The 21673-nt window shown below is 40.2% G+C and carries 14 protein-coding genes and 1 tRNA gene; 9 read left to right on the top strand and 6 right to left on the bottom strand.

The genetic code is table 11. The annotated features are described in order from the left end of the window. Window positions 1–28 precede the first annotated feature (28 nt). Together corA and yejK are read right to left on the bottom strand one after the other, a co-directional pair. Window positions 29–976, bottom strand: coding sequence for a magnesium/cobalt transporter CorA (corA, locus tag Q4591_RS16320; protein WP_102439764.1), 948 nt, complete (start codon window positions 974–976; stop codon window positions 29–31). 200 nt (window positions 977–1176) lie between these two features. Continuing rightward, on the bottom strand, window positions 1177–2205 hold the full coding sequence (gene yejK, locus Q4591_RS16315; protein ID WP_102439763.1) for a nucleoid-associated protein YejK: 1029 nt from the start codon (window positions 2203–2205) through the stop codon (window positions 1177–1179). A 265-nt stretch (window positions 2206–2470) separates the two neighbouring features. Here yejK and Q4591_RS16310 point away from each other — a divergent pair, with 265 nt between their 5' ends. From Q4591_RS16310 to Q4591_RS16295, 4 genes are all read left to right on the top strand, one after another. Then, window positions 2471–2689 (top strand): YejL family protein, encoded by a 219-nt coding sequence (locus Q4591_RS16310; RefSeq protein ID WP_076536859.1) that lies wholly within the window; start codon window positions 2471–2473, stop codon window positions 2687–2689. 76 nt (window positions 2690–2765) lie between these two features. Further along, window positions 2766–4556, top strand: a complete 1791-nt coding sequence (locus tag Q4591_RS16305; RefSeq protein ID WP_303461940.1) for a DUF3413 domain-containing protein — start codon at window positions 2766–2768, stop codon at window positions 4554–4556. A 199-nt stretch (window positions 4557–4755) separates the two neighbouring features. Further along, window positions 4756–4832: transfer RNA gene (locus Q4591_RS16300), tRNA-Pro, on the top strand. 343 nt (window positions 4833–5175) lie between these two features. Further along, window positions 5176–5523, top strand: coding sequence for a hypothetical protein (locus Q4591_RS16295; protein ID WP_102439761.1), 348 nt, complete (start codon window positions 5176–5178; stop codon window positions 5521–5523). A gap of 133 nt (window positions 5524–5656) precedes the next feature. Here Q4591_RS16295 and msrQ read toward each other — a convergent pair whose 3' ends face one another. Together msrQ and msrP are read right to left on the bottom strand one after the other, a co-directional pair. Then, entirely contained in the window at window positions 5657–6304 is a 648-nt protein-coding gene (gene msrQ, locus Q4591_RS16290; RefSeq protein WP_303461938.1) for a protein-methionine-sulfoxide reductase heme-binding subunit MsrQ, read from the bottom strand. Continuing rightward, a complete protein-coding gene (gene msrP, locus Q4591_RS16285) occupies window positions 6304–7338 on the bottom strand; it encodes a protein-methionine-sulfoxide reductase catalytic subunit MsrP (RefSeq protein ID WP_303461936.1) in 1035 nt (344 codons plus the stop codon). Before msrP ends, msrQ begins: the two co-directional genes overlap by 1 nt. Before the next feature lie 195 nt (window positions 7339–7533). On the opposite strand from msrP, the gene rmuC reads away from it, so the two are divergent. From rmuC to Q4591_RS16260, 5 genes are all read left to right on the top strand, one after another. Then, on the top strand, window positions 7534–9015 hold the full coding sequence (gene rmuC, locus Q4591_RS16280; protein WP_102439758.1) for a DNA recombination protein RmuC: 1482 nt from the start codon (window positions 7534–7536) through the stop codon (window positions 9013–9015). A gap of 206 nt (window positions 9016–9221) precedes the next feature. Beyond that, window positions 9222–11156, top strand: a complete 1935-nt coding sequence (locus tag Q4591_RS16275; RefSeq protein ID WP_303461934.1) for a transglycosylase SLT domain-containing protein — start codon at window positions 9222–9224, stop codon at window positions 11154–11156. Window positions 11157–11455: 299 nt separating this feature from the next. Next, window positions 11456–12367, top strand: a complete 912-nt coding sequence (locus tag Q4591_RS16270; RefSeq protein WP_102439756.1) for a MoxR family ATPase — start codon at window positions 11456–11458, stop codon at window positions 12365–12367. 17 nt (window positions 12368–12384) lie between these two features. Then, a complete protein-coding gene (locus Q4591_RS16265) occupies window positions 12385–13485 on the top strand; it encodes a DUF58 domain-containing protein (protein WP_303461932.1) in 1101 nt (366 codons plus the stop codon). After that, window positions 13482–15566 carry a DUF3488 and transglutaminase-like domain-containing protein gene (locus Q4591_RS16260; protein WP_303461930.1) on the top strand — a complete coding sequence of 695 codons (2085 nt, stop codon included), beginning with the start codon at window positions 13482–13484 and terminating at the stop codon, window positions 15564–15566. Before Q4591_RS16265 ends, Q4591_RS16260 begins: the two co-directional genes overlap by 4 nt. A 162-nt stretch (window positions 15567–15728) precedes the next feature. Here Q4591_RS16260 and Q4591_RS16255 read toward each other — a convergent pair whose 3' ends face one another. Together Q4591_RS16255 and Q4591_RS16250 are read right to left on the bottom strand one after the other, a co-directional pair. Beyond that, entirely contained in the window at window positions 15729–16949 is a 1221-nt protein-coding gene (locus tag Q4591_RS16255; protein WP_303461928.1) for a DcaP family trimeric outer membrane transporter, read from the bottom strand. A 1431-nt stretch (window positions 16950–18380) separates the two neighbouring features. Next, a complete protein-coding gene (locus Q4591_RS16250; RefSeq protein ID WP_303461926.1) occupies window positions 18381–21113 on the bottom strand; it encodes a hypothetical protein in 2733 nt (910 codons plus the stop codon). Between the last annotated feature and the right edge of the window lie 560 nt (window positions 21114–21673).

The raw sequence follows: 21673 nt of genomic DNA, 5'->3' as shown, positions 1-21673 counted from the left end.
CTTTAAAGTCATCAGCTTTATAAAAGCGCTATAGCCAGCCTTTACGTTTAAAGAAGAAATACGTACCTGCGGCGCTCGCGAGCATCATTCCTATGGCCATGGGATAACCAAAACGCCAATCTAGTTCAGGCATATTGGTAAAGTTCATTCCATAACTACTGGCAATAACCGTTGGCGGTAAAAACACTACTGCTGCAACCGAAAATATCTTAATAATTTTAGTCTGTTGTATACCACTAAAGCCCATCGCCGCATCCAGCAAAAAGTTTAACTTATCAAAAATAAATTGGCTGTGGGGCATCAATGACTCAATATCAGATAGCATTTCACGCAAATCTTTAATATTTTCTTCAGATAAATGTTCGCGATAATAACGTTGGATATAACGTAAAGACCGCTGAGTATCGAGCAAACTTAAGCGAATTTTACCATTTGAATCTTCTTGTAAGGTAATGAGTTTAAACACATCATCTAATTCTTGGTCTTCGAACACTTGCTCGCCGACACTTTCAAGCACTGAATATACATCTTCAATTAAATCAGACAGGTAATCGACTTTAAGGGTGAAAAGTTCCAGCATTAACCCCTGAGGAGAGCTGACATCTAAGCGACCTAAGCGTAAGTAGTTACGCAGCAAGCGAATTAAACCGATATCCTCTTCACGTATCGTCAGCAAAAAATCCTTACGTAAATTGAAAGAAACGTTAATGCCTCTAACGTCTGATCCTACACGTTGGGGGAATAATGAATTGATGTGTAAGCCATCTTTACTTTGGAAAAAACGAGCTGATGCTTCAATCTCATTGATGTCTTCTTCTTCGGGTACTTCTTCTACCGAAAACCGACTTAGCCATTCCCTTTCATCATCATTGGGTTTAAACATATCTAACCACAATGTTCGATCGGGAATACTGTCTCGAACATTTAATTCGTGAACAGTTAACTTGCGATTTTCATAAACATAGGCAGTAATCATGTATCCCCCAATGTGGTCGATTTCTCGTCCACTGACAATAGGTTAAGTTTGCTGGCTAGTGTACTAAAAAGAACACACATTGCCATGATAAAAATGTAAAAATAGCCAAATCCCCTAAATAATGTGCTGAAATCGTTAAATCTTTAAATTAAGTGCAAAAAAAAGTGCCCATTTGGACACTTTAATTGTAAATCGTTGCTTTATTCACCTTTTAGGCGACGGTCTAATTGATCTTTTAAATTTGCAGGCACGCCTTTAATCAAAATCGTGTCCGAAATAGGATCATAGATAACTCGCTCACCTAAATGGCCGCCATCAAAACTTAATGTTACCCCGCCACCGGTACCTGAAAACTTCTTCAAGGTACGTAAACTGGCCTTATCTGCTGGAAACTCTTCATCAAGTTCATAAGATCCACCGCAGGCAAAGTCATAAAACGAATCCATACCAGAGTCGGCAAGTTCATCCGCTAAATCTTTGACTTCAATATCAGCGCCTTCATCAGCTCTTTCTGAACAATACTCGAATACCTTGTCGCGGCACTGTTGACGTTCATCTTTGGTTAATTCGCTGCTAGCTACGAAATCTTCAACTGCATGCATAAGGGTTTTATTTTGCGCTTTCGTATTTACCCCTTCAACACAGCCCATAAAATCAAGGAAGAAGTCTGCCACTTTTCGGCCCGCGCGGCCTCTGACAAATGAAATATATTTACGTGAAGCTTTGTCTGCTTGCCATTCGGTTAAATCAATTCTGGCGGCAAGTTGGACATTAGTTAAATCAAGATGATTATTTTGCGACAACTCCATATCATCAAGTACCGTCATTGAAGGCTTGGCATTAAGCAAGGCGACAAACAAATAATCGCTAGTCATGTTGGTATAGCAAGACATTAATAAAAAACCGCCTTGGCTAAAATCATATTTAGCGAGTTCTTCTTGTAAAAGCTTACTGGCAGCACTGCTAAACTCAACAAAGCCTAATTCACCACTGCGGTATTCACTTAATGCATCAGAAAAAGCGGGGTTTGCTTCGCCATCTTCGCCGTGGGTTCCAAAAAAGCCAAAACCTTTACCCGCTTTACCGGTATAGGTTTGGTGTAATTCTTCTAACATCGCTTCTACGGCGCTGCTATTTAATAGTGGCTGAGGTCTTAAACGACAACTTAGTTGCCCCTGACTATCTTGAGAAATTTCATGGATAATTGCTTGTTCGATATTAATGCTCATAAGCCCTAACTGATCTTTGTGATGGAAGCGAAATAGCGGTAGATATCATAACAGACCGTGTTCAAAAATCTAAAAATAAAACCGTCAAATTACGTCAAATGCATCTCCTGAGATCCAAGGGTTAAACTGATGTTCTGTCCGCTTTAGAAAACACCAGCTATAAACCCCATAATCACTAACACCCAGCAACAGAAACTTGCAGCGTATCAGCTTTAAATCCGATATAATCACGTGCTAATTCATTACTTTTTGAACGATTTCGAATATGGCTATCCAATCTAAATACACCAACACCCAAGTTGAAGCATTAATTTCTGAGCTATTAGCAGTGCTGAATAAGCATCAAGCGCCTACAGATTTAAGCTTGATGGTGCTAGGTAACTGCGTTTCTCACTTATTGGAAAACAAGGTACCCAGTGAATCTCGTCAAGCAGTAGCAGAGCAATTCGCTAAAGCCTTGGCTCAATCTGTAAAAACCAGTTAAGTATCATTAAAAGGCATTTAAATTAATCAATTATCCTGTTATTTTTGATTAATACGAATTAGGAAAACGATACCGCATGGTTGAGCGCAAAAAACAAATGACCCGTGACAAAGTGTCACGTCTTGTTAACTGGGGCCACTGGTTTGCCTTCTTTAATGGCTTGTTAGCCATTATTGTGGGAACGCGATACCTCAGTAGTGTGGGTTACCCTGAAACCCTCATAGGTTGGGGTTACTTAGCCATTAGCAGTATTGGTCATTTTAGCTTTTTGGCTTTTATTGTTTACGTCGTTTTTCTTTTTCCTGCCACATTATTACTACCTTATTCAAAAATCCTACGGGGTTATGCTGCCTTAATCGCAACCCTCGGCTTATGTATTTTACTTTATGACACCGTAATATTTGATGATTATGGTATTCACTTAAGTCCATTCGCTTTTGACTTAGCCTGGTCAGATCTCAATGCCCTATTAGGTAACACCTCTTATATTGCTACTCCTATCGGCATTATTTTAATTGAGCTCACAGCCGCGAATTTTCTGTGGAAACGAATTGAAAAAATAGAGAAAAAGCAGTTAGGTAATAAAGTCATAGCCTTTATCGGTATTTGTTTTGTCAGTAGTCATGTTATCCATATTTGGGCAGATGCTAATGATGTCACTCAAATTACCCGTTTTGATGACACCATGCCATTGTCTTATCCGGCAACGGCACGTTCATTTATGGAAAGTCATGGTATTGAAGGCACCACTGCGCCAGATAAGACCTATCAAACAAAATCAAAACAACTGAATTACCCAATAGCTGCGCTGCAATGCAAAGCGCAAAAACAACAAAATATCCTAATCGTCTCGGTTGACGGTTTAAGAGCTGATATGGTGAACTCGGCAACAATGCCGTTTTTCAGCCAGTATCAGCTGCAAAATAAGCAATTCACTGAACACTTTAGTGGTGGCAACCAATTTAATACCGGTATGTTTGCCTTACTTTATGGCTTACAAGGGAGCTATAGTGATAAAAAAGCGTTCGAGCATACTGCGCCAGTATTAACCCAAGTATTGTCAGAACAAGGCTATCATCAAGCGGTATTTATGCCCCAAGACAATGCCGACGAATTAGCCAACCATGCCATTTTTGACGGTATGGATATGCACCTAAGCCATAGCGATATTGGCAGCGCGCAAACCGACATCAAAAATACTGAGCTATTTATTCAATGGCAAGCTCAGCAAGCCTCACCGTGGTTTTCATTGGTAAACTTATCTGCCACTAAGCACTATGACACCCCAATTGGCTTTTTAGGCATTGAAACTGTTAAGCCCCATCTAAGCTTAAAACCTGCTGAAAAAGTGCTATATAACCAATACAGGCAGTCGCTATTCTTTATCGATCAGCAAATACAACAACTGCTTACTAACCTTGATGATCAAACCTTAGTCATTGTCACCGGTACCCATGGGCAAATTTTCAGTAGTAATCCTCGTGAAGTTAATCAGGATCTTTCACCTGCTAATGTCAAAGTGCCCTTTGTCATGCATTGGCCTAAAACAACCTCTGATACCGTAAATTATCGTACTAGCCACTATGGCGTAGTACCGACAATCATGGGGCAAGCACTGCATTGTAATAACCCGATCACCGATTACAGCTCTGGATACAACCTATTACAACCCAGTGAGAAGAGCTGGGTCTATATCGGTGATAGCAGCACCTTTGCAATATACCAACAAGATGAGATTACGGTTCTAGGCAGACATGGAAAATATCGAATTTATGATATCGACTACAAAAAACGTCTTAAGCGAAAACTCAGTGCTCCTGAGCTAATCCAGGTCATGCGCGAAGGTCGAAGGCTTTACAATAAATAACCATTGAACCGTGGTTGATGCTATTTAACTCAATCTCGGTTTAATCGTCAGAAAATATTGCCTATTTTCCAAGCAAAAGATAACTAAAGATGTAAAAGCCACAAAGCAAATGCCTGTTTATTAATCATTTAAATTCAATTTTGCATTTTATTGTTGCGGCGCAAATACCTTCTAGGTAATCTAGCTAAAGAATGACGTTCGGGATATGGCCTAGTCCGGTAAGGCGCTTGTCTGGGGGACAAGAGATCACAGGTTCAAATCCTGTTATCCCGACCAATTCTTCTGCTTTAGCGTTACCCCTTCTTTAAGTTTCTCGTTTGCCTAAATAACACATAAAATCAATACTCATTATTAAGCTCAGAGGCTTAAATTACCTTAATAACTTCATCTGTGCTTGCCATACAATGACAATATCACCACATAATCCCAAGCCTAGATTTAATCCTTAAATCTCACTTTCAGCGCTTTCAGCAAGCTTTGTCACCTAAAGAACTATTCTCTATTGAATATGTGATAGAGATTAGAAATTTGCATTAGCAAATCGGTTATATTGCGTCATCTTTCAACACCCTTGCTTAAGAAGCTCATTAAGCAATTGTCAGCTTTTCGGAGAATCCCTATGCGGTGGCGCGTACTATTAATCACCTTAGCGTACATGTTACTTGGCGCACACTTTTTGCGTTACGCTCAAATGCCATTAGCAATAATTTGTGCAGTGATGCCATTACTTTTGGCTTTTAAAAACAACTTTTTAAACCGAATAATCCAAATCGGCTTGGTATTAGGCACTATCGGGGTATGGGGCGTAAGCACTGTTCAATATATTGATCTACGAATAGCCATGGAGCAACCTTGGCTGCGCCTTGCTGCGATTATGACTGGGGTAATGTTATTTAGTCTATTTGCCAGTTACTCGGTCAATGGCTTAGTAAAACAAGCTAGAAGCAAACAAAGCTTATTTAGATAAATGATTTTCAATAAATGCTAGCCATAAAAATACCGACACTTTGCCGGTATTTTTATGTCATCAGCTAAATCTTCAAGCTTATAGCCTTTAAGCTTAAGCGTTCAAAATTCAACTACTCAAAAACCTTAAATATTCAGGTTTGGCTTTTAGCATTCGTATTAATTTTCGGTCTCAATTTTGATTTCGGCATTAACCAGTGACTAATTTGGCGTCTTCTTAGCCATAACAAGCACGCTATCACAGCAATATAAATACTCGGTTCAATAATCTCAGATTTGACCGACCAGTAAAAATGAATCGGCGCCAATATCGCTAACACATAAATCCAATTATGTAATGATTGCCAGCGCCTGCCCATATTGCGCCTGAATGCTTTAAAAGAGGTCACCGCAAGTAATAATGCAATAATAAAACCGCTAAATCCGACTAAAATGTAAGGCCGTTTAATGACTTCTTCAACTAAAAAGCCCCACGCAAACAGCAAATCTAAACTGATAAAGGCGCTAATATGTAGACAAGCATAGGCAAATACATATAAACCCACTAGCCGCCTTATTTGCAATAACAAGCCTTGTTTAGTCAGCTTAGCCAGTGGTGAGATCATTAAGGTCACCACCAAAGCATTTATCGCGCCCATACCGGTAAAATGAATAATATATTGCACCGGATCGCCACCAGCATTATCGGTCAATACCAGCATAATTAAATAAACAACCGGTAAGATAAAACTAAGGTGTAAAAGCCCTTTTAACCACAATAAACCACCCGGGGTTAAGCGCATTAATAATACTTCCTCAAATCAAGATTGTTATATAAACCAGCCACAGACTCACCATAACCATTAAACATTTGTGTTGGAATTCGTTTGGCTGAAAACAAACCGCCTTCACCAATACTGCGCTCAGAGGCCTGCGACCAACGAGGATGATCAACCTGCGGATTCACATTGGCATAAAAACCATATTCGCTTGGTGCTAATTGATTCCAACTGGTAGGTGGCTGTTTATCGGTAACGCGAATTTTAACGATGGACTTAATACTCTTAAAGCCATACTTCCAAGGTAAAACTAACCTCACTGGCGCACCATTTTGCGGCGGCAAGGTTTTACCATATAAGCCTACAGCAAGAAATGGCAATTCATTCATGGCTTCAGCAATGGTTACCCCTTCTACATAAGGGTAATGTATCCCGCCGCCCATTAAACGATTTCGCTGCCCTGGCATTTGGTCAGGGTCAAACAAGGTCTCAAAGGCCACATGAGTTGCCTTATTAGATACCCCTGCCATTTTCAATAACTCAGCCAGTGAAAACCCTACCCAAGGCACCACCATTGACCACGCCTCTACACATCTTAAGCGGTAAATACGTTCTTCAAGGGCGAATTTACTGGTTAAGTCGTTCAAATCTAAGGTTAACGGTTTATCCACTAAGCCTTCAATTTTAAGCTCCCAGGGATTAACTTGAAATGATTGCGCATTTTCAAACGGGTCTTGTTTATTAGTGCCAAATTCATAGAAATTATTGTGACGGGTAATTTTATCTTCTGGGGTTAATTTATCATTGATTTGAAAGCGGCTAGGCTTTGTATAATCAATACCTTGCACCGCAAACGCAGGTTTATCGTCGCTGCCAAATAAATCGAACAAACCCGCCTGCACTTGCCCCGGCAAGCTAGCCCCGAGCGAGCCTAGCCCCAAGGCTTTAACGATATTGCGTCGATCCCGAAACACCGTTTCTGGAGTGACTTGATTGTCTTTTAATGCCCATGATGGTGGGTTGGCAATGCCTTTGAAAAAACCTTTCTTTGACACCATAGGTCACCTCATTCAATTATTATCATTTGATATAAATAGTAGACAGTCTAATACGCGTTAAAATTTCAAAAAGTTTACTATTTTGATGTTTTGAGTTTAATAATTAAGCGCTTAAGTATTAATTAGTCCTTTTGAGCCTTGCAGTGTACTGCCCTGCATGAGAATCTTAAGCATCATTTTTTGCAGGTTTTTTGCATGACATTTCCTACAAGTTTAACTATCCCCGAAATTATCGTTTTAGCCGCCGTCGCTTTTTTATCTCTTCTAATTGGCGCACTACTTAATCAGCGATTAACCCGTCAGCGCTGGGAGCAACACAGACAACGCATTGCTGAAGAAATGAGCCAATTAACTGCTGAATTTGAAATTAAACAGCAATCACTTACAGAGCAAATTGATGACAAACAAGATGCGCTAATGCTCACTCAAAATAAGCTCGAGTCATTGATTGGTCAATTAGCTAAAATGGAAGCCTTTGCCGAAAGAGTGCCATTACTAGAACAACAGTTAAACGATGGCCAGCGTAAATTCATGGAAACCCAGCTAGCACTGTCTAAATCTAATGCGATTCAACAAAGCATTCAAGCGCAGGCTAATATCGAAAAAACCGCTTTAAATGACAAAATCGCCTTACTAGAATCAGCCGAAGAAAGACTAAAACTGCAATTTGAAAATCTGGCGAATCGTATTTTCGAGGAGAAGTCAGAAAACTTTAAAAAGCAAAATGTCAGCCAAATGGATGGCGTGCTTGGGCCATTAAAACAGCAGCTAGAAGGCTTTAGACAACAAGTTAGAGAATCCTATAGCCAGGAGCAAACTGAACGCAGCGCCCTTAAACATCAACTTGATGCACTCAAAGAACTTAATTTGCGAATGAGTCAAGATGCAGTCAATCTTACTAAGGCGCTCAAAGGCGATAACAAGCAGCAAGGTAATTGGGGTGAAGTCATCCTTGAGCGGGTCCTACAAGAAAGTGGTCTACGTGAAGGCCATGAATACCATACTCAGCAAGATTTAAAAGACGATCAAGGTAAGCGCTTTAAACCTGATGTCATCGTTCACCTTCCTGAACAAAAAGATGTGGTGATTGATGCCAAAATGTCATTAATTGCCTACGAGCGCTTCTTTAATAGTGAAGACGAGCTAGTACAGCAACAAGCGATAAAAGAGCTGGCTTTATCTATTCGTCAACACATTAAAGGCCTAAGCCATAAGGACTATCACAAGCTACACGGCCTAAAAAGTCTCGACTATGTATTAATGTTTATTCCAATAGAACCTGCATTTTTACTGGCTCTGGAGTCAGATCCTAGCTTAGTGAACTTCGCCCTCGATCATAATATTATGTTAGTCAGTCCAACCAACTTATTAGTAGCACTGCGCACCATTAACAATATTTGGCGCTATGAGTACCAAAACCAAAATGCCCAAAGTATCGCAGCCCAAGCAGGTAAAATTTACGATAAATTATGCAGCTATGTTGACGACATGGATAAACTTGGCCGCGCTTTAGACACTGCCGATAAAGCCTACCAGCAAGCAATGAATAAACTGTCCCAAGGTAAAGGTAATTTAATAAGGCAAGCCCATGTTATGCAAAAGTTGGGCGTTGAAACCAGTAAAAACCTTGATCCTCAATTAATAAATAAAGCCTTAGATGACTCTAAAGAGTCATAAGCGGTTTTAATTCAGTTTTTATGAGCAATTTTTATGAGCAATTATAGCTAATTGCACTATTCTTTGGCTTGAGGTGGCAACACCTTAAGCAAAAATAGACACTTTGCTAATATTGATAATGCAGCTTAATAGATACTATTTATTAATTAGATTCAAACAGTTTGGTTCGCAAAAGATGTCGTACTGAGGCGGAGATTCTCATTATTATGCGCAACATATTGGTTAGTTTTGTATTTTTTCAAGGGTTATTGTGGCTGTCAGCTAGCGTTAATCTCGCCCATGCTGAAGAATCAAGTTTAAGCCCCCAGCAACAATTGTATCTTGATGCCCGCAAAGCGCTAGATAAACAACAGCTCAACCAATACCAAAAGCTACGTAAGCAGTTGGGTGATTACCCATTAACTGTCTACCTTGATTACCATGAGCAAGTAGCCGACATTATAAAAATGAGTGGAACTCAGGCCCATAAAGCCATCGAGCAGTTTAATACCACTCCGCTTTATAACGGCTTACGTTATCGCTATTTGAAAAATGCTGGCGAAAAAAAGCAGTGGCAAAACTTTTTAGCCATCTCACCTAACGCCCCTAATGATGTCACCTTGCAGTGTTACTATTACCGCGCTCAATTATCTCAAGGCAATAACAACATCGCTTATGACGGCGCTGAAAAACTGTGGCTTTATGGTCGCTCACGCCCCAAGGCTTGTGATGTGTTATTTAGTCAATGGACCAAGGCCGGTAAAAGAACCCAAGCATTAATTTGGTCAAGAATGTTACTTAGTTTTAATGAAAACCAATATGGCTTAACCCAATACCTATCCAGAAAAATCACCAAAAATAAAGCTGAGGCCGATTTACTAATTTCAGTTTATCGCGATCCCAACAGCCTACGTAATACCAAAAAGTTTTCTTCTAAAACGCCCATTGTGGCGGATATTGTTAATGTTGGGCTCAGAAAACTTGCCAGAAAAGACTTAAAACAAGCGGTAAAATTATATAAGAAATATGATAAAGCTAACCGTTTTAATGCCATCAAAGGCCAACAACTTAATCGTTATATTGTCCGCCGAGCATTAATCAGAAAAGAAGCTGATTTACTGGAACACATTGATGCAAGCTTACCGATTTTAGACTCTGATGACTTATTTCAAATTCGTTTGCGCTGGGCAATCGCAGCGCAAGATACAAAAGCAATCAAACACTATCTAACCTTACTCAGTGATGATGTCATTGATGACTCTCGCTGGCAGTATTGGAGCGCACGCATAAATAAAACCACAGATAAAACCCAAGCAGACAAGATAACGAAGCAACTTAGCCAAGCACGTAATTTTTATGGTTTTTACGCCGCCCAATCCATAAAGGCCCCGCTGGCGTTAAATAATGACAAGTTACAGTCATCGCCACTGCTTGCCAAAAAACTTCATGATGACCCAGGGCTTGCCAGAATTATCGAATTGATTGCCATCGATAAAACCCGCGATGCTCGCAGTGAATGGGTTCATTTGCTGCGCCGCCATGATACCGCGATGAAGGCTGAATATGGCCTACTCGCCCTTAAAAATGGCTGGTTTGATTATAGCGTCGAAGCCAGCATACAAGCCAGACAATGGAATAGTTTGCAATTGCGCTTTCCTAACGCCGCCCAAAACGAATTTGAACAAGCCAGTAAAAAATATCAGGTTGAGATAGATGAAATACGCGCAATCTCCCGCCGCGAAAGTGCGTTTTACCCTTATGCCACCTCGGGTGTGGGTGCGCGCGGATTAATGCAACTCATGCCCGCAACAGCAAAAGAAACCGCCCGAAAAAATAAGCTCAAATTTAACAATAAAAATGACCTATATAAGGTAAATTATAATGTTCAACTTGGTAGCGCTTATTACGGCCAATTGCTCAAACAGTTTGATCAAAATCGCGTGCTCGCCACAGCAGCCTATAATGCCGGCCCCCACAGGGTCACCCGTTGGTTAAAAGAGTCTGACGGAAAACTGGATGTCATGAGCTTTATCGAAACCATTCCCTTTAAGGAAACCCGGGAATATGTGCAAGCCGTACTGAGCTATAGAATGATCTATCAGCAACAAGAGGGTCGCGATGCCCCTATGTTCAGCGAAGCCGAACGCAAGTTTGCTTACTGATAGATTTGACGGCGGCAATGTGTTTATTGGTCACTTTGTCATTAACCAATAGCCATTAGCCTTAGCTTAATAGCTTAGCCACTTTAACGCCGCTTAAGACTTACTAAGGCTGTCGTGAGTAGTGTTCGAAACCGATAACTCACTACCACGATAGTTAAACTCATCACAGAGTTTAGCTATCATTTTTTATCACTGAATATCTTCCTTTATTATCTTTGGCAGGTTAACGTAAGCCATTCGATGTACTTGTTAGCAAAATAGCTTAATTAGGCCCTTTTTGTTAACTAACGGAGTGTTTAGTGTCAGCAACAAAACTACAATCGCTGTTAAGCCAATTAGAAACGGTATTATTAGGTAAGCCTGAGCAAATCAAACTGGCGCTAGCCTGCATTCTCGCTAAAGGTCATTTACTGATTGAAGATTTACCTGGCATGGGTAAAACCAGTCTTTCTCAGGCCTTAGCCACCTCACTGGGCATGAGCTATCAACGTATTCAATTTACCAGTGACATGTTACCCGCTGATATTCTAGGGGTATCCATTTACCAGCAACAAAATCAAGTGTTTGAATTTCACCCAGGGCCGATTTTTAATCAAATGTTATTAGCCGATGAAATCAACCGCGCCAGCCCTAAAACCCAAAGTGCCTTACTTGAAGCCATGGCAGAAAGACAAATCACCATTGATGGTGAAACACACACATTGCCACAGCCTTTTTTTGTTATCGCTACCCAAAACCCCATTGAGCAATCAGGGACGTTCCCGCTGCCTGAATCGCAACTTGACCGCTTTATGATGCGCATTTCTATTGGCTACCCAGATGAACATGCTGAGTTAGCCATGCTAAAAGGACTACATCAGCGCAGCGATGCCCCGCCGCTCACACAATGCTTAAGCCCAACCGAGCTAATGAGCTTGCAACAACAAGTACAAAAAGTCAGTGCCTCTGATGCTGTGCTTAAGTATTTGATCAATCTTGCCCAATACTCTCGTCAGCAAATCGATGGCAATGGGCTATCGCCTCGGGCCAGTATTGCACTGCTAGACGCAGCTAAAGCCTGGGCGCTATTAAATCATCGTAATTATGTGGTACCAGAAGATATTCAGGCCGTATTTCATTGCGTAGCAGAGCACCGCATAAGAACCAATAGCCAACTGCAGGGGCAAGCGCTGTCAGATCAAATTCTCGCACGCGTTAACCCAATAAGCTAAGCAGAAATTAATTGCAGATGAATAATTCCAAGGCAGCAAAAAAATGGTATTCACGCTTGATCCCCGCCGCGATTAAGCAGCGCTGGTCAAAGTGGCTAGATAAGCGAATACCGGCGAACAAACAAATTACCTTAAGCCATAAAAGTATTTTTATTTTACCCAGTGGCTTTGGCGTCGCTTGGTTTGTGCTGATAGTGGTGCTGTATTTATTTGGCACCAACTATCAAAACAATTTGGTGATCGGCTTAAGTTTATTGCTGGCCAGTGTGTTCCATAGTTGCATTATTTACAGCTATAAAAATCTTGCAGGTTTAACCTTAACAGCATTAACCCCGCCTGAGACTTATGCCAACCAAAACTTGGCCTTTCCGATTGTATTATCCAGTAAAATCAACAAAGACAACAGCCAAACCAGCCACCAGCAAATTTGCTTGAATCTACCTAATGAGCGCCATAGCCGCATTACCGATGTCGCTGAAGGCGTCGATACCAGCGTCAGCTGTACCGCGCAATCCAGAGGCCTAGTTAACCCCGGTAGAATTCGCGTCTCATCCAGTTTCCCACTGGGGTTATTTAACACTTGGTCCTATGTGGATTTAAATATCCAGCATATTATTTATGCCGCGCCGCTGGCCACCCATGTATCGTTAACCAGTTTAGATAATGACAATCAAACCGAATTTGAACACGGTAAATTACAACCAGGGGTTGATGACTATAAAGGCCTTAAAACCTTCGTTGAAGGTGAGTCACTTAAACAAGTGGCGTGGAAGCAATGGGCACAAGGGCGCGGAATGCTAACAAAAGAATTTGCCCAACCTGAAGGCAAACCGGTGTGGCTAAGTTTAGACGACACCCTCGGTGATAGTCTTGAACAAAAACTCAGTAAGCTGGCGTGGCAAGTCAACGCCTTATCTCAATCGCAGCAAGTTTTTGGCTTGGCATTAAACCAACAAATTATCGAACAAGACAGTGGCGAGTCACACAGAAAACAATGTCAGCAAATGATTGCGCTTTATGGTTCAGTAGCTAAGCCAGCAATTACAACAGAACCAAGAGTTACACCTGAGTCAACGTCAGCATTTACTGATAAACACCCAGTGGGGAACAGAAAATGACCCAAGGCTCAGAGGCGTTAAAACATCAGTTAAATGATCCATTTAATGAGAACATTGGTCGTAATACCCTCTTTTGGTTATTAATTACCAATGTATTGGTGCTATCACCGTTATACCAGCATGCCACCTTATGGAGCATCGGCATTTGCGCCATTTGCTTTGTGTGGCGTGTGGGAATTTACCTTGGCAAGGTAGCGGCGCCTCCTAAAGTATTAGTCACAGGGCTAGCCATTGGCGCCGCTGTCACCTTGGCTTTAGTGTCACAGGAAATTGGTTTACTTAACGCATTAGTCAATTTGCTCCTGCTAGGCTATGCCCTTAAATACATCGAAATGCGCCAAGTGCGCGATGTTAAAGTCGTGGTCTTGGTGGGCTTTTTCTTAATAGGCTTTGCGTTATTAGATCGCCAATCCATACTCGACACTCTACAACTGAGCTTTGTCGCCATCATTAATACCTGTGTGCTGATCAGCATTTATCAGCATTCAAGTCGCAAGGTAAACTTTCGCTTCGGGGTGAAATTATTTGCCCAAAGCCTACCCTTAGCCATACTGCTTTTTGTGGTGTTTCCAAGGCTGCCACCATTGTGGTTAGCCCCCAGCATGAAAAATGCTACTACCGGCCTGTCAGATGAAATTGCATTAGGGGATATCAGTAAGTTAACCCGCTCGCCGAATTTGGCATTTAGAGTCGGTTTTGAAAATGAACTCAATAACACCGATAAGCAGCAACTCATTAGCAATGAGCAACTGTACTGGCGCACACTGGTCATGGAAAACTACGATGGTCAACGCTGGAGTCAGTCGCCTTATCGTAAAAATGAACAACGTAGCGCCTATGGCAATAAACCTAAGCGCGCTAAGCCCAATGCTGCAGGTCTTACTGCGCCATTAATTTATCAAGTGATCACCGAGCCGACCTATCAAAAATGGTTGTTTGGTTTAGATCAGGCTTTTAGTCAATCTGAGCACATTGTCGAGTTATCCGACTTTAGGCTATTCTCACTGCGCAACATTGATCAACGCTTAAGTTACCAAGTGAGCTCTTATCCAAGTAGCGCTCTTGATGCCAAACTCGCGCCAGACATCAGCAAGATAAATTTGGCCATTCCTAATAATAGCAATCCACAAACTCGCCAGTTGGCAGCCCAATTTGCTAAGGATTACCCACAGCCAGCAGCCCGCATCAATGCCATGATGGGTTACTTTGCTGAGCAGGCTTTTTACTACACCTTAAGCCCGCCAAAGCTTGGCCAACAGCAAGTAGATGACTTTTTATTTACTAACCAAGCAGGCTTTTGCTCCCACTACGCTTCAGCGCTAGTATTTCTCGCCCGTTCAAGTGGCATACCTGCCAGAATGGTCACCGGTTACCAAGGCGGCGAATATAACCCCAAAGCCGGTTATTACAGCATCTATCAATACATGGCCCATGCATGGACTGAAGTTTGGCTTGAAGGCCAAGGCTGGGTAAGGTTTGACCCCACCGCCATGATTGCCCCAGAGCGAGTATTAGACGGCTTTGATGCCACGTTTACAGGCCAAGACAGTTACTTACAAGACAGCCTATTTACCAGTTTACAGGTCAAAAATATTCCGTGGTTAAACAATATTCGCCTGCAACTGGCGAGCATCGATTTTTACTGGAGTGTGTGGGTACTGGGTTTTGATGAGCAACGCCAGCAACAAGTATTAGCCAAACTCCTTGGCAATGTCAGCAGCAGTAAAGTGGCTATTATGATGATCATCTGCTTTATCATCATTGCCCTTATCATTGCCTATTTTGCTGGCGTGTTTAAACTGCAGCCCAAACAAGATCCTTGCATCAAACGCTATAACCTTATTTGCGCAAAGCTTGCGAATAAAGGATTTCAACGTGATGCGATGCCACCACAAGCTTATGCCCAGTTTATTCATCAAGCATTTAGTGAGCAGCAACCACAACTGGTGGCTAATTTTGACAAAATGACTGAACACTTTATAGCCTTGCAATATCAACCTTTGAGCGCTAAACAAGTTGTTTTGCACCAAAGGTTGTTTAAACGCTATTTTAGTAAGCTGAAAAGGAATTTAATGAATTAATGTGGTAATCAAAGGCCATTTGATTATTTTTAACATAGTATATAACAAGGCTAGCACTTACTATCGGCCTGTAAACGTACTTAAAATCGAGCCTGACTGCTGTCAGGCTCATGCTATGTCTCTGTTCTCGCTATATCTCTATTCTCACTAATTATAAGTAAACTAAAGCACGTATTTAGCAGAAAACATCACCCGATTAAGTTCGCCTTCAATACCGTTTTCTTTACTGTTTTTAGCGTACATATATTCAACACCCACAGTTAATGGTTTCACTGGTGAATAAAGTAAATTCACATAGCCAGAATATGAGTCTTTATTAACATTTTCGCCCATCAAGCTGACAACATTATCCGCGCTAAACGCTGACGCTGTCACACTGGTACGCCATTGGTCATTCCACCAATGGCGATAAGCAATAAAACCACCATAAGAGGTAATCGCCTCAATATCGCCATCGGCATCGATAACTCCCGCATTGACATAATTGAGCGCCATATATCGGCCAAGACCTTTACCATAAGTCGCAGTAAATTTAATATCATCTGCACCTACGGGTAAAATACCGCTAAAACTAACGCCGTAACCCAAAGCCGTTGCATCAAATTGAGTATCGCTAATGCGAGTTTCAATATTGAGTTGCCTTGCAATACCAGCAACAGACAATTTAGCACCAGCCTCTGTTTTGAAGTTATAGCGTGCAACAACATCAGGTACCATGCCACTACCGCTCAGAATTCGGCTAGGGCTTTGGTAACCATTTAAGGTGGTTTCAGGGTTTTCTACAGATAATTGAAAGCCGCCATTGGTATAGCGTATTTGAGTTTGGCGTACAAATGGGGTGCCTTCTGCAGCGCCAACAAAATCGAGGTTCTCAGGTAAAGCGGCTGGATTTTGAAAAGTGGTCCATGATTGACCAACAGTCCAATTATCAAAACTCACAAATGCATGACGAATACGTGGCGAATAACTGTTGGACACTCGTTCGTTACCGTCAGCATGAGTCATAAAATCCAGTTCGATAAAGCCGGTTAACTTATGGTCATCAATATCAGTAATCGTTTTAAAGTTAAATCGTGTTTCTCTCGCCTGAAAATCGACCACCTGATTTCCGTTACCCTCTACGCCATATATTGTCCCAGGTACATAAAACTGCCTAGAAATAGACCCTGAATCTGGTGCACCATGGCTATAATCACTGAACATGGTGTCGACTTTAATATAACCACCAAATTGTACATCGGTATTTTCAATAACTGCCGCGTTTGCACCAGTCACAGAAAGCGCACTCCCAATCAATACGCCAATTAAATTCAATCCTATTTTGGTATGATTAAATTGACTATTTGCCGAGTTTTTATTGTTTCGAAATAAACGTTTTTTCATCACATCACCATTATTTTTATTGTTAAAAAAACCTTCTCTAATAATTAAGCTTTAAAGAAGGTGCCTCACAGAGAAACTATGTGTAATCAATGATGTGATCATAGAACTGGAATGAATTCCAAAACGAGGATTGCAATAGGGTTTGGAAAAAACAACCAAGCTGTAACCAATAAGTTAAATCTCGGTTCCATAATTGTATTTAAAGTGACAACGGTAGCATTTTGACATTAATGCCAAAATGTGGACTAACGCTTATTAAATAAAGAAGTAAATCTACTGGGGATTGGCTGATAACTTTCAGGCTTTTAGTGAACATTTTATTACGCTTCAATACCAACATTTATCGGTGACACAAATGGTGTTTCATCAACGGTTGCTTAAGCGCTAATTTAGGAAGGTTAAGATGGGTCTGTTTATTTCTAAACTTCGTTTAGATTAATGATTAGATCAAAGTCGTGGTGCTTCGCCCACACCAGAGCCAAGGGGAAAAGCGCTTGTCCCCCTTAACAATCCCTCAGCGCCCCAGACGAAAAATGCTGAAAAACGCATGATTTTCGATGGGGATTAATCCAGCTTTTGACTTCGTTTGTAGATGGCTTCGGTCATTGTCGAAAAAACCTAACGCTTCCGATGGGCCTTCCCTGGCCCAACGAAAGCTAGCTTGGCATCCATGCCAAGCTCACGGCCTTTTCTCGATGCCTCAATTAAAGTTGAGCCAGAGACAAATAGATATTCAACTTTTTTCGCTGTTACTAAACGCAATATATAAAGTTAAATCGAAGATATGAAAATTCCGGTGTAGATGCAGCAGCGAGCTTCCAAAACAGGGACGTTTTGGCAGAGCTTACAAGGACCTTTTGACTTATATAAAGAATGCAGCATCTCGCAGTTGTATCTGCACATTGGCCTGCGGCAGGCAATAAGTTACATTGAAGCTATGTGTTTCCCATAACCTAACCAATACAACGATGGTAACTTGCCTATGTCCCAAAGCTGATAATTGAAAATTAATTATGGGTGTCTTAGTTATTTTTGCTTGTAAATAACCATTGCATTTAGTTTTATATACAGTAACCACTTAACAACTCCCGCTCAGGGTCACCACAAAAATAACCTGGATCTATAAGCTGATCCAGGAACAATTGGGGCCATGTTATTTATAAAAATGGAAACCTAACCCTAGTATTGACTCTTGGAGTGGGCGGCAATGTTATTATTGATTCTATCAGTAAAACAAATATCGATATGAATTTAGAATTGTGAAAATGAAGGGGAAAGTTAACTTAGATTATAACCACCTACTGAAGTAGGTGGTTTAGGGGCTGAAAACAAAAATTACTTTCCCAGTTGTTCATCAGACAAGTTAGCGAGCCTTGATGGTTCGCTTTACTTAAAAGATGAGTGAGCTTTCGGGTTTGTAAATTATAGAGACTATAGCTCAACCATATACATAGCATTTTTTGTCGCGAAGCTAAGGCGCGGTTTTGAGCCATCTTTAGAAGGCATGTATTCAATTGAATTTGTTGTTATTGCACCTAACAACCTTGGTGTTTGCCAAATGATATCTCCTGAATTAACAGAGCGCATTGATAACGTACAATTGGGGTTATTACTTAAACCTGTTTCTCCGCTATCACAACTACTTATTAGTAAATTATCTGAATCCTGAGGTTGTAAGATATTAGTCACCTCACCATCTATGAAAAAGGAATTGATTTGAGTTAGCGAGTTATCAAGTATTAACAGTTCGGTACTATTACCATATGGTGAGCCATGGGAAGATAAACAAGCTATATTAGTCGCTTGATTAATCAGCACTATTTTACTACATAAAAGTGATGCTGTACTTGCCGGTACGAATGCTCCATCTATAAACTTGAATTGTTCTGTTGAATTGAAGAGGTGGTAGTTCGAATCACGTTTTTCTATTGCCACAACTGCAATCAAGGTTCCTTCTTTATTTCTAGAAAAGTCAGCATCTAAAATGGTGGACACTTCTGTAGGTTTATAATCCCAGAGTACAGTTTGATTTACTAAGTCTTCTACATAGAGTTGTTCACTGTTAACAACAATTAAATCATTATAACCATCGTTGTTAATATCAGCATGTTCCATTTCTACTGAGCTTACATATCTTTCAGAGTTTTGGCTAAACGACTTCTCCCAGAGTAAAACTTCGGATGCTAGCTCTTGTGCAAACAGAGTAAAACCTTCTTCATATTTAGTATTAATTATCACTTCATTAACACCGTCTAAATTGGCATCAAAAATGTCAATTGCATGGATGGAACCATTTATTCCGTTCTCTAACTTGTAAAGGTTATTTTTTTCTTTTTGACCATTTTCAGAAACACTGTATAGGTTCCAATTGTGTTGAGGAGAATAAAACAGTGCTTTAAAGCTTCCACCTTCTACGATATTCCCTGCGGTATGGTAGTTTGTACTAGCAGTAGAATAATTTAAGCCCCATACAACTTCTGGGTATGGAGTTAATTTAAATGAGCTAATTGAACTATTACCTGATCTCAAGAGCTCAACTTCACCTGAGTTTTCAGTAACTGCTGAAATAATATTGTTTGTGTGGTTCGATAACTCACTCCATTGAAGCTCTAATTTCTCACTTGAATAGGAGTTCATATTCCCGCCGTAACTTGAACATGGTCCAGTAACAATGCTTTTTAGAGGTGTTACATGCAGACTGCAGATATCTTCTTCTATGGCTAAATGAGTAATAGGTGAGCTTTCTCCATATTTTAGCATTTCAATGGATTGCTCTTGCTTGTTGTATGAAATAATTTCTTCTATTTCATTGCCATCAATATCAGCTAAAGTGAATAATGTATTTTCAGAGTCAGCATGTAACCAATTTAATTTTTTGAGTTCATTATCAAATACTAAGCCATCATCTAACAAAATATGCTTTAAATTCTTGTCGATAATACTACCGATTTGTACCTCGGATGGCTGAGAATTCAGATCATAAAGTGAGCTTATCGAGTTTGATCCTGTATCCCACACCCATAAGTCGTGATTAGGTGTGTTGCCACAATCTTTGCAAGCTATGATTAAAACTATTTCGGCATGACCATCATCATTTAAATCTGCAATTGAAAAGTCGACAAATTTCTTGTCTCTTAGGATATGAGACTCTTCAAATTTTTCTATTTCGACAATGACACTTTTTTTGTTTGTATTTGGGTCGATAGATAAAATTTGGTCACTATTCATTACCACTATATGATTAAGCCGATCACCTTCAAAATCATAGTGACTGAGCTTTAAGGCATCTAGATGATAAGGATAAGACCACTGTTGTGTATACTCTTCACCATTTTTGTCCAATAGTGCAATTTGTTTATTATTCTTAAGTATCAAGATTTGTTTTTTATTTAAAGACAAAAAATTAGCTATTGAAATATCCCTTTCTTTGCCAGAAGTTGATAATTCTGAGTAGACATTTAATGCGGCGTCAGACTTTTGTTTTATTGAGAATTGCTTAGTCACTCCGTAATTAGGAATTGTAAGTGAAAACTTGATTTCTTGTTCTGCTGAAAAGGCAATTGAATGAGCCTCCCAGTTGAGAGTGCCGTCAGCAGAAATTGTCATGCCATTGGGGCCGTAAAGCAGCTCGGGTAGTACACCTAAATCGGGAGTCGTTTCGACTTTAACCCTCATAACTTCACCATAGCTTACTATTTCAGGAAGCTGAGAAAGTGTAATTTCAGGCTCTTTAATAAATGTAACTAACGGAGCACTATGTTCAGCATCTTCATACCACTCCATTTCGAACTCATCATTAAAGTCTACAAAGACGGAAAGGCTATTTCCTGCAAGATCTTGGGTATTGCCCTCGCAATCTGGCAATAAGTTTGAATGGGTAAAATTAATTGTTAAAGGGTGTTTTGTCCCAGAGTTAACTTGAGATTGAAATTGATAAATAGCGGTTGTGACTTGTTGACTAGATATTATTTTCGACGAAAGGTCATCATTGAAAATAAATGTTTCAATACATTCAGTATCTGGAATTTTTAGTAACCATCTGCCTTGTATATGGTTAGTAATAGTCGGAATGGTTGGAGTCGCAGGAGAACTCTCAGAGTCCCCACCCCCTCCGCATGCCACAAGTAAAAATGTGACAAAAATACAGACAGTTCTGATTAACATAATAAAATCCTTTTACTTCAAGTTCATCCATTCGTCATGATGACAAATTATCAGGTGGCAATACTAGCCATTTAACAAAAAAATTACAATGTGCGGCGAAGGGTATTTAATTACAAACAAGTGGGGCCAGCATAAATGGAGTCACAACTAATTTTGCAAGAATAAAGCATGCCACCCATTATTTTGAAGTTATAACATAACGCCTTTCATTTTGAGTTGCCAACACCAACATTCATTTACGAAATATATAGCCACCCATTATTTTTAAGTTTTAACATAACGCTTTTCATTTTGAGTTGCTAACACAAAACAAATACATAACAAATACATAGCCACCCATTATTTTGAAGTTATAACATAACGCCTTTCATTTTGAGTTGCTAACACCAACAATCATTTACTAATGGGATGATTCTTGCCAAAGGACTGAATATTTCATCATTAATCACCAAAATTAACTCATAAACTAAATTCAACACAGCAAAAAAAGCTTGATATCTATCAAGTGGAAAATGCTTTTATTTGAAATTAAGAAATGGTGTATTAAGCGCACAACCAGC

The organism is Shewanella sp. 3_MG-2023 (genome assembly GCF_030548765.1).
Lineage (GTDB): Bacteria > Pseudomonadota > Gammaproteobacteria > Enterobacterales > Shewanellaceae > Shewanella.
The sequence above is the reverse complement of the archived record's forward strand: the minus strand, read 5'-3'. Positions and strand labels throughout refer to the sequence as shown.

What these genes read in the sequence shown, in the direction of transcription:
- corA (WP_102439764.1), bottom strand. Translation starts at nt 976, where the DNA reads ATGATTACTGCCTATGTTTATGAAAATCGCAAGTTAACTGTTCACGAA.
- yejK (WP_102439763.1), bottom strand. Translation starts at nt 2,205, where the DNA reads ATGAGCATTAATATCGAACAAGCAATTATCCATGAAATTTCTCAAGAT.
- Q4591_RS16310 (WP_076536859.1), top strand. Translation starts at nt 2,471, where the DNA reads ATGGCTATCCAATCTAAATACACCAACACCCAAGTTGAAGCATTAATT.
- Q4591_RS16305 (WP_303461940.1), top strand. Translation starts at nt 2,766, where the DNA reads ATGGTTGAGCGCAAAAAACAAATGACCCGTGACAAAGTGTCACGTCTT.
- Q4591_RS16295 (WP_102439761.1), top strand. Translation starts at nt 5,176, where the DNA reads ATGCGGTGGCGCGTACTATTAATCACCTTAGCGTACATGTTACTTGGC.
- msrQ (WP_303461938.1), bottom strand. Translation starts at nt 6,304, where the DNA reads ATGCGCTTAACCCCGGGTGGTTTATTGTGGTTAAAAGGGCTTTTACAC.
- msrP (WP_303461936.1), bottom strand. Translation starts at nt 7,338, where the DNA reads ATGGTGTCAAAGAAAGGTTTTTTCAAAGGCATTGCCAACCCACCATCA.
- rmuC (WP_102439758.1), top strand. Translation starts at nt 7,534, where the DNA reads ATGACATTTCCTACAAGTTTAACTATCCCCGAAATTATCGTTTTAGCC.
- Q4591_RS16275 (WP_303461934.1), top strand. Translation starts at nt 9,222, where the DNA reads ATGCGCAACATATTGGTTAGTTTTGTATTTTTTCAAGGGTTATTGTGG.
- Q4591_RS16265 (WP_303461932.1), top strand. Translation starts at nt 12,385, where the DNA reads ATGAATAATTCCAAGGCAGCAAAAAAATGGTATTCACGCTTGATCCCC.
- Q4591_RS16260 (WP_303461930.1), top strand. Translation starts at nt 13,482, where the DNA reads ATGACCCAAGGCTCAGAGGCGTTAAAACATCAGTTAAATGATCCATTT.
- Q4591_RS16255 (WP_303461928.1), bottom strand. Translation starts at nt 16,949, where the DNA reads ATGAAAAAACGTTTATTTCGAAACAATAAAAACTCGGCAAATAGTCAA.
- Q4591_RS16250 (WP_303461926.1), bottom strand. Translation starts at nt 21,113, where the DNA reads ATGTTAATCAGAACTGTCTGTATTTTTGTCACATTTTTACTTGTGGCA.